This is a genomic window from Okeania sp. SIO3I5 (assembly GCF_010672085.1).
Taxonomy (GTDB): Bacteria; Cyanobacteriota; Cyanobacteriia; order Cyanobacteriales; family Microcoleaceae; genus Trichodesmium.
Genome location: NZ_JAAHHT010000104.1, coordinates 21,184 through 30,388, shown reverse-complemented (window position 1 = coordinate 30,388; position 9,205 = coordinate 21,184). Strand labels below are relative to the sequence as shown.

Here is a 9,205-nt window from a genome sequence, read left to right as displayed (position 1 = left end):
CTACCTATATATTTGGCGTGCCAGTCGAGTCGGCAAATATTTACTAAGTCTTAGAAACCAGAATATTCAAATATTTTTCTGTTCAACTTTTGCCTAGCTCCATCCTAAATTTTGCTTCTCAAACCACTACCTATATATTTGGCGCGCCAGTCGAGCCGACAAATATTTACTCTTTTTGGAAAATCCGAAGATTCAAATATTTTTGACTCCCGTTTTGCCGACTTCCAGCCTAAATTTTGCTTTCTAAACCACTACCTATATATTTGGCGTGCCAGTCGAGTCGGCAAATATTTACTAAGTCTTAGAAACCAGAATATTCAAATATTTTTCTGTTCAACTTTTGCCTAGATCCATCCTAAATTTTGCTTCTCAAACCACTACCTATATATTTGGCGCGCCAGTCGAGCCGACAAATATTTACTAAGTCTTAGAAACCAGAATATTCAAATATTTTTGACTCCCATTGTGCCGACTTCCAGCCTAAATTTTGCTTCTCAAACCACTACCTATATATTTGGCGACTCGACTGGCGCGCCAAATATTTACTCTTTTTGGAAAACCAGAATATTCAAATATTTTTTACTTCCCTTTTGCCGACTTCCAGCCTAAATTTTTCGACTCAAACCACTATCTATATATTTGGCGCGCCAGTCGAGTCGGCAAATATTTACTAAGTCTTTAAAACCAGAGGATGCAAATATTTTTCTGTTCAGCTTTTGCCTAGCTCCACCCTAAATTTTTCGACTCAAACCACTACCTATATATTTTCCGAACCAGTCGAGCAGCTAAATATTTACTCTTTTTGGAAAACCAGAGGTTGGTGTCTATTTTCCAGTCAGACTAAAAAAATCAACCAGATCTGCGTAGCATTAATTTATGAAAATTCCTCTAATTTGTCTCTCGATTCTTCCCATTATCTTTGATTTTCTGATAATACTTTTGTGCAGTTTGCATCCAAGCTTTTACCTGAGATTCTAGCCAAGATTTTTCTGCCTCTAAAACAGATTTTTCTGCTTCTAAAACAGATTTTTCTGCCTCTAAAACAGAATTTTTTTGCTCAAGATTATCCACCCAAGAATGTAATTTCTGAGAATCTTCTTGCAGTTTAGATTTACCTTTCTCCAGATTTTTTACCCAAGCACTATATTTATCAACCTCCAACTTGAGGCGAGAATTTACTTGCAATATTTCTTGTACTCTAGTCCCTAACTGCTGCACAAAGATACCTAATTTTCCAGACTTACCCCGCCAACTTTCGAGCAACTCACATAACTTTAACGCCTCATCAAAATTTCCCCTTTCCAAATGACGATAAATTCGATAATAACTCACCCATTTAACAGTTCGAGACAGCACCTCATTTTCCCAATCATTTAATTCTGAGTCTGATAAATTTAAACTATCAATTAAATTACTACAGATTTGTAAATGTTCCTGAACCTGATAAAAATCATCAAAACTGTGAGTTTTATTTCCTTCATGCCACCGATAATATCCCAAGATTTCTTTGACAAAATATATATCGGCAACCAAAGCAATTTTCAACCATAATTCTAAATCCGCAGCAAAAGCATAATTGTCATTAAATTTGCCGCCAACTTTTTCTAAAACCTGTCGTCTTATCAATACAAACGGGCAACAAATAGGATTAGCTTCTCCTAAATTTTTCCTTACCCATTCTTCACCATTAACAAACTTATCTTCAGCATAATTTGCCCAATCCCAATTAAGATAATTATTCTCACTATCTACCACCATAATAGAGGAAGTAACTAAACCGACATTTTGGTATTTGTCTAGAATTTTTACCTTTTGCTCTAAATTTTTTGGCAACATCAAATCATCCTGAGCAAAGACAGTAATATATTCTCCAGAAGCAGATTCTAAACAACGATTCCAATTAGGAAAAAGTCCTAAATTTTGGGAGTTTTGTAAGTATTTAATTCTGCTATCTTTTTCTAGATAACTTCTAATAACTTCTGGAGTATTATCAGTAGAACAGTCATCGGAAATAATTAACTCAAAATCTGTAAATGTCTGTTCAAGAATACTGTCTATTGCTGGAGTGAGAAATTCTCCAGAGTTATAAGTAGGTAAACAAATAGTAACTTTAGGAAAATTGTTTATGGGCATTTAATCTAATAGTAATATTGCCGGAATACTGCATTATAGCAAAGACAAGTAACAAGGAAAAAAGAAGAAGCAAGAATGAGGAAAATGTTATATATAGCAGTCGCCATTACTGTTAGTAAATTCTCGCTCCTCTCAAATTTAGTCATAGCAATAGTTTAACTTTGAACTTTAGCTATATGGCAATCCTAAGTTGGTTGTAAAAATTTTTATAACAGTTAATTTTAACTGAAAATATTTGAAATTATTACTCCTGATTCTTGACTCCTAACTACCACCAAAATATTACAATTGAAATAGGATTGTTGTACCAGTCCATAGAGAAGTTTATACAAAAAAGGAAGCGGTTATAATCCAATTTCCTTATTTGTATAGCACTAGGCAAATACCTTAGAACATCCTACTGTCAAATCAATTCAAAATTAAAAGTTATTAATTTGCTCATTATAACCTCTGCCTGTTTGCGAGCATGAGCAGGAAAATCAGAGGCTTGAAATAAGGAAAATATTTTTGATTTTTTCGCGCTCTGAAGAACGAAGCTTGAATCCTGAATTAAACAATTATTGAAATTAAGTTAGAAGGCAAATTTTTGAACTTTTAATGCGTGAATTTTGAATTCAAAAAATGGTCAATTTTCTTATTTTTCATCTTTCCTCACCAGCAAAATTTATTGCCCTAACCAAAAATTTACCAAACTGATATTTTAGAGATAAATTTCTAGAAGTAACAATCAGGGATTAGATGTGAGAATTTGACTATTCCTTAAAAGTCTAGAATATAGTGGTCTCCCTTTATTCCCTCTAACTTTTTCCTGATACTAATTCACTTTTAATAATGGATAATGGATAATGGATAATTACCTCTCCCTTTTAGATAGAGGATTGACTAAAAGGAAAAAAATTATTTTTTTCCCCTTTACCCAAGGAGGCTTTAAACCTGAATTATCTAATTATTTAATTGTTTAATTGTTTCGGTAAAGATTTCACAAATGGTTTCAAACTTTTAGATATAGAATAATTATCCAAAATTACTGTAGTATCAAAGTTTAGAGTCTATAAAATCTTACTTTTAAATTTTAAATTTTGACTTTTGACTTTTGAGTGCGGTTATCATCTTAATAAGATCAATTTTTTTCCTCCTTCCTTATTCCCTAAAAATCTAGGATCTCTGAGAATTTGAATAATACCATTTATCAAAAATAGTGCTATATATGAATGTGCTGTAGTTGTTTATCTAATACCAAGTCTTTAGAGCAGCAAATACTCTCAATTTTAGACTCATTCCTTCTTTAACTAATGACTCGTGAGTGGGTTAATTATGAGTTATAACTCCCAAAGATATATAGCCAAACTTTTAATATTTGGTACAAGATTGCTATAGAATTAGCTTTCATTAATTCCATAATCTGCCACTCTCAAACAATTTTTTACTTCTTTCTCCCTTTATTTCCTCTAACTTTTTCCTGATCCTAATTCACTCTAAATATTTAACGAATTATTTCAAATTCTTAGATGTAGAAGAATTATCCAAAACTATTGAATTATCAAAGCTTACAATCTATAAAATCTTACTTTTAACTTTTAACTTTTAAATTTATGACTTTTGACTTTTGACTTGATAAATTTCCGGGTGAGTGTAACAAACTCTTGTAATAGGAAAGTAGACTCCATGCTTAACTGAGGTAGAAAATTTTTCTCCTCCACAGAAATAAAAAACTGCTCCTGTATTTCAATGGAATCTTTGCAAATAAAAATCAACTAAAAATCAACCTCTATTATAGATAAATCAACAAAATATGAATGTTTCTAAGACAGCCATCTTAACCCTTGCTGCCCTCAGTTCCCAAAGTTTAACTACAGAGGCAAAAGCTACTCCTAATATTAATCCTTACCCTCAGACAAATGCACCAGAAAATAGTCATCTTACTGACTCTATTAATATTAGTAGTTCGCGCTCTACTCAATCAATTTCTACTCCAGAAATCTTAGTCAGTAAAGCTCATAATAATCATCAACTTATAGCTACTTCATCAACTCCAAACCTAAATCAAATCCGAGGAGTTTTAAACAATAGTTGGTTAGGGAAGATAGTAGAATTTTCAACAGAAAATAATCATCAATTTCGGCAAATTGCTTATCAAATTGCTTTACAAACAGATGGGGAATCAGAAGCTAGTCTCGATCTTAATCCTACCCTGACTTTATTAAATACTTTATTATTAGTTGCAACTTTATTACCTCCTGTAACTATTAGCTTTTTTTGGTTGCTTAGAAGATTGGTAATTAAAGAATTAGTAGGTGAAGTTAGTAAGCGGTTAAAAAAAATTAGTGAGTTAGAGTCAAATCTGAATAAATCTCAAAAATTATTTACTGAATTAGAGAGTCACATAGTCACTGCCAAAAAGTCAATTGAATTTCTTCATCAAGAAGCTAAAATTTCCCAATCATCTGTAGAACAAATAGAAGCTCTAAAATCTCAGTTTTTAATGCAACTACAAGTAATTATTTCCGAAGCTCAAGAAGCCAAACATCAGGCTATTCAAGAAATTAATTATCCTGTCAAGTCAGCAACTAAATCTGTTAAAAATACTCAAGATCCAAAATTATCTGAAAAACAACCTGAGATGACTGCTGATGATTATTTAAAATTAGGAGAAAAGCAGTTTGCTGAGGGTCAATATAATCAAGCTTTAGCAACTTTTGAAAAAGCTATTTCTCTTAATTCTGCTTTAAGTGAAGCTTGGTTTAAACGTGGTAATGTTTTTGTAAAATTGCAGCGTTATGCTGATGCTCTTGCTGCTTACGATCGGGCAACTTCAATGAATTCTGATCGATTTGAATATTGGTTTAATCGTGGCAATGTTTTTGTAAAATTGCAGCGTTATTCTGAAGCATTAGCTTCTTATGATAAATCTCTTTCTCTAAAGCCAGATTATGTAGAAATTTGGCTAAACCGAGGTATTTTGCTCAGGAAATTACAACAATATAATGAGGCACTTGTTTCATATCAACAAGCTCTTTCAATTCAGCCTCAAAATGTTGATATTTTACATAATTTAGGTGCTTTGTTAGGAAAATTAGAGCGCTATGAAGACGCGATCGCTGCTTTTGAAAAAGCTCTAAAAATTCAACCAAATAAATTTGAAATTTGGTATAACCGAGGCAATTTACTGGGCAAGTTACAATCTTTTACTGAGGCAATTAATTCTTATGACAAAGCTCTGAAAATTCAACCAGATAGATATGAACTTTGGTACAACAAAGGTGCTGTTTTGTGGCAAATCGAAAAATATAAAGAAGCAGTTATTTGTTATGACCAAGCAATTAAATTAATGCCAGATGATTATGAAGTTTGGCATAATAGAGGAGTAGCTTTGGGTGCTTTAGAAAAACATGAGGAAGCAGTTAATTCTTACGATCAAGCAATTAAAATTTATCCCCAATGTTATCAAGCTTTTCTGGGTAAAGCAGAAGCATTATTGAAGTTAGAAAAATATGAGGAAGCTTTAACTTCTTGTAATCATGCTATTGCTATTAATAAGGAAAATTATGAAGGTTGGTTATGTCAAGGTCGGGTATTAGAAAAATTGTCAACTTATGCAGAAGCTTTGACGGCTTATGACCGAACAATTGCTATTAATAATAATAGTTATGAAGCTTGGGGAAGAAAAGGTATAGTCTTAGAAAAAATGAAACGCTATAAAGAAGCTTTGGCTTGTTATAACCGCGCTCTTGCTATTAAACCAGATGATTCAGAATCTCAGCTAAAACGTCGTACATTATTGTCAGAATTACAAGGAAAAGAAGTTGTAAATGAGCAAAATAAATCTAATTCACCAGCAAATTTAGATGTCAGTAATAGCCAAGATAAAAAACTCAAAAAAACTCAAAAAAATCACCCTATTCTTGCACAAAAGGGAAAAGCAGTTAAGTAAGCATTCAGCTATCAGCCATTCCTTTTGGTTGCGCGATAAAAGCTTATTTAAACCCTGTGCTACCCTACTATTCCACTCAATAAAATGTAGAAAAGTTTTTGATAAATGGCATTATTGTTGATAGCTGAATGTTTATAGAGTTAATAGCGATCGCTAGATTTTTATAGAAGAATTACTATAAGGAGTAAGTTCAACAATTAATAATGAATAATTACCTCTCCTTGAAAAGAAGAGGATTGACTAATAATGAAAATTTTTATTTATTATCCCCTATCCAAGGGGAGGCTTTAAACCAAAATTTTTCGGTAAAAAATTCTAGGTTTTCGGTAATAGGCAACAGATAGCAGAAAAGAAAAATAGAGCTGTATTTTACTCTTATTGAAAAATACTATACAAGTTTCAAAATACTGCTAGATTAACTTTTTTAGTAAATAGGGGAGACCTTGATTTGGCAAGTGGCAAGTAATAAGAAAAGCTTTTTGCCACGGATGCACCGATGTACTAGAAAATTAAATAGGTATTGATTAAATTTAAAAATATTGACAGATAAAGGTAAGCGCCTTTTTGGAGTCGAAAAAAGTACCAGGTAAAAAGTCTAAAACGCTCAAAAAGTTAGCATTTTGGGCAAGAGTTGGGAAAAAAAATGCTCCTCTACTCCCCCGTTACCCCACTCCTTAAAAAGACTTTTTTAGCCAACCCTAAACAGTCAGGGTTTCTATTCCCTACTTCCTATTTTCCCACTATCTTTTTTAATTGGATATTGTTTACTATGGTTGTTACCTCAAAACTTAACTGGAAATATGGATTTATCGCCTAATAATTATCCCAATAGCTGTCAGAGCAATTCCCATAACTATTAATTTAGGAGTAGAGAATGAAAATCCAGAGCATTACTACTATAGTATGAGACTCTCATTCTCTGAAGCTCTAAAAAAAATCGCCGATACCAATTGTACTTTTCTAAAAATTGTGATAGATTAATATATAGTTGGGGGTAACTCGCCCTTATGCATGATTTTTTATTCAACTTAAAAACTTTAAGAGCTAAAAATCAATCAGCTAGCATATTATCAAGAAAGGGAAAACTATTCTTAGTTAAACGGTGAAAGCCAACTCTTGCTTCAAACCTAATAAATTTTTAATTGATATTAATTCTGAGGACTGACTCCTAACTACTCTCCCCGAAGGGGCTATAGTATGAGACTCTCATTCTCTGAAGCTCTAAAAAAAAATCGCCGATACCAATTGTACTTTTCTAAAAATTGTGATAGATTAATATATAGTTGTGGGCAACTCGCCCTTATGCATGATTTTTTATTCAACTTAAAAACTTTAAGAGCTAGAAATAAATCAGCTAGCGTATTATCAAGAAAGGGAAAACTATTCTTAGTTAAACGGTGAAAGCCAACTCTTGCTTCAAACCTAATAAATTTTTGAATTGATATTAATTCTGAGGACTGACTCCTGACTACTCTCCCCGAAGGGGCTATAGTATGAGACTCTCATTCTCTGAAGCTCTAAAAAAAATCGCCGATACCAATTGTACTTCTCTAAAAATTGTGATAGACTAATATATAGTTGGGGGTAACTTGCCCGTATGCATGATTTTTTATTCAACTTAAAAACTTTAAGAGCTAAAAATCAATCAGCTAGCATATTATCAAGAAAGGGAAAACTATTCTTAGTTAAACGCTGAAAGCCAACTCTTGCTTCAAACCTAATAAATTTTTGAATTGATATTAATTCTGAGGACTGACTCCTCGCCCCGAAGGGGCGATAAAAATTCAACCTTAATAATCAAGCAACCCTAGCAATAATAGTGCGGTGACGGTGAGTATTACAAATTATTTTCGGAGCTGAAAAACCAGCATCAACCAACTCCTTTTCAATATCCAAAGTAAAATATTCATCCAAATAAGGTTCCGTACTCTTCAACAAAGTAAAAATATGAGGAGCCATCGTAGCATAAACTTCCGACTTAGGATTCATATCCATAATAGCAATACTACCATTTGAACGTAACAAGCGCCTTGCCTCCCGAAAGATTTTTCGAGTAGCAAATTGTGGTAATTCATGGCATACCAAACAGATAGAAACCAAATCAAAAGAATCATCAGGTAAACCAGTTGCTTCAGCAGGAGCATGAACCCAATTAATATCCAAATTTTGCTGTTCAGAACGATACAAACCAACTGCCAAAAAATAAGGCGATAAATCTACCCCTGTGAACTTAGCTTCAGGGAAAACTTTTTGTAGGGGAAAAGTATTTAACCCCACGCTACACCCTAAATCTAAAACATCTTTTGGTGTAGAAATTTCTGCTTTTAAAATATCAATAAAACCTTTACGAAATCTAGCATCTCCACCAATACCTTCTTCCGGCCAAATTCCTGCATGAACCGCCAATGATGCTACTTCTACTTCAGTTGCAGCTTGCCAACTCATATTACCTTTTTCATAAGCATGAAATGAAGTGAGGTAATATTCTGGATATGTCAAATTAGGATTATTTACCTCTTCCCATTCTCTATTCCAATTACGTTCGGAAAGTTCTTTTGCTTGTTTACGCCAAGGAACACCAATTTTTTCTGCACGTTTAATAATCATCTTTCGTGCTTGAGTTTTAGCAAAATTAGCTAGTGGTTTAATTGAGAGAATTCCATTGACTAATTTTGTTGCTAAATTAGGCTTAGATTTGAAAGTAGTAGTCATTTCAGTTATCAGTTATCAGTTATCAGTTATCAGTTATCAGTTATCAGTTATCAGTACCTCGGACTAAAGTCGGAAGCTTTAAATAATGGATAGAATATTTTTTTATCCTCTTAAAAAGGCAAGATTAAGAATTCATTTTTTTGTGATTTTTTTTATCCTATAAATAATCTCTGAAAATTAATTTTTTTATTCTGTGAATCGACAAATTTAATGGGTTGATTCTACAGACTAGAGCGTGGTATTTATCTCTCAATTTAGTCTAGCACTATAGTTGTTTTCGGTTTTTTTAAATCTGTTGAAAGCTCATTGTATTTATTTGATAAATCTACAAATTTAATGGGTTGATTTTACAGACTAGAGCGTGGTATTTATCTCTCAACTTAGTCTAGCACTATAGTTGTTTTCGTTTTTTTTTAAATCTGTGGAAAA

At 32.7% G+C, this 9,205-nt stretch carries 3 protein-coding genes; 1 reads left to right on the top strand and 2 read right to left on the bottom strand.

The features are described from left to right. Nucleotides 1–888: 888 nt before the first annotated feature. Nucleotides 889–2,133 (bottom strand): glycosyltransferase family 2 protein, encoded by a 1,245-nt coding sequence (locus F6K40_RS21950; protein ID WP_293139230.1) that lies wholly within the window; start codon nt 2,131–2,133, stop codon nt 889–891. Between the two features lie 1,792 nt (nt 2,134–3,925). Between F6K40_RS21950 and F6K40_RS21945 the strand changes: the two genes are divergently transcribed. Continuing rightward, nucleotides 3,926–6,064, top strand: a complete 2,139-nt coding sequence (locus F6K40_RS21945; protein WP_293139229.1) for a tetratricopeptide repeat protein — start codon at nt 3,926–3,928, stop codon at nt 6,062–6,064. 1,797 nt (nt 6,065–7,861) lie between these two features. On the opposite strand, the gene F6K40_RS21940 is transcribed toward F6K40_RS21945, so the two are convergent. Beyond that, a complete protein-coding gene (locus F6K40_RS21940) occupies nt 7,862–8,776 on the bottom strand; it encodes a class I SAM-dependent methyltransferase (protein ID WP_293139228.1) in 915 nt (304 codons plus the stop codon). Nucleotides 8,777–9,205 lie beyond the last annotated feature (429 nt).

What these genes read in the sequence shown, in the direction of transcription:
- F6K40_RS21950 (WP_293139230.1), bottom strand. Translation starts at nt 2,133, where the DNA reads ATGCCCATAAACAATTTTCCTAAAGTTACTATTTGTTTACCTACTTAT.
- F6K40_RS21945 (WP_293139229.1), top strand. Translation starts at nt 3,926, where the DNA reads ATGAATGTTTCTAAGACAGCCATCTTAACCCTTGCTGCCCTCAGTTCC.
- F6K40_RS21940 (WP_293139228.1), bottom strand. Translation starts at nt 8,776, where the DNA reads ATGACTACTACTTTCAAATCTAAGCCTAATTTAGCAACAAAATTAGTC.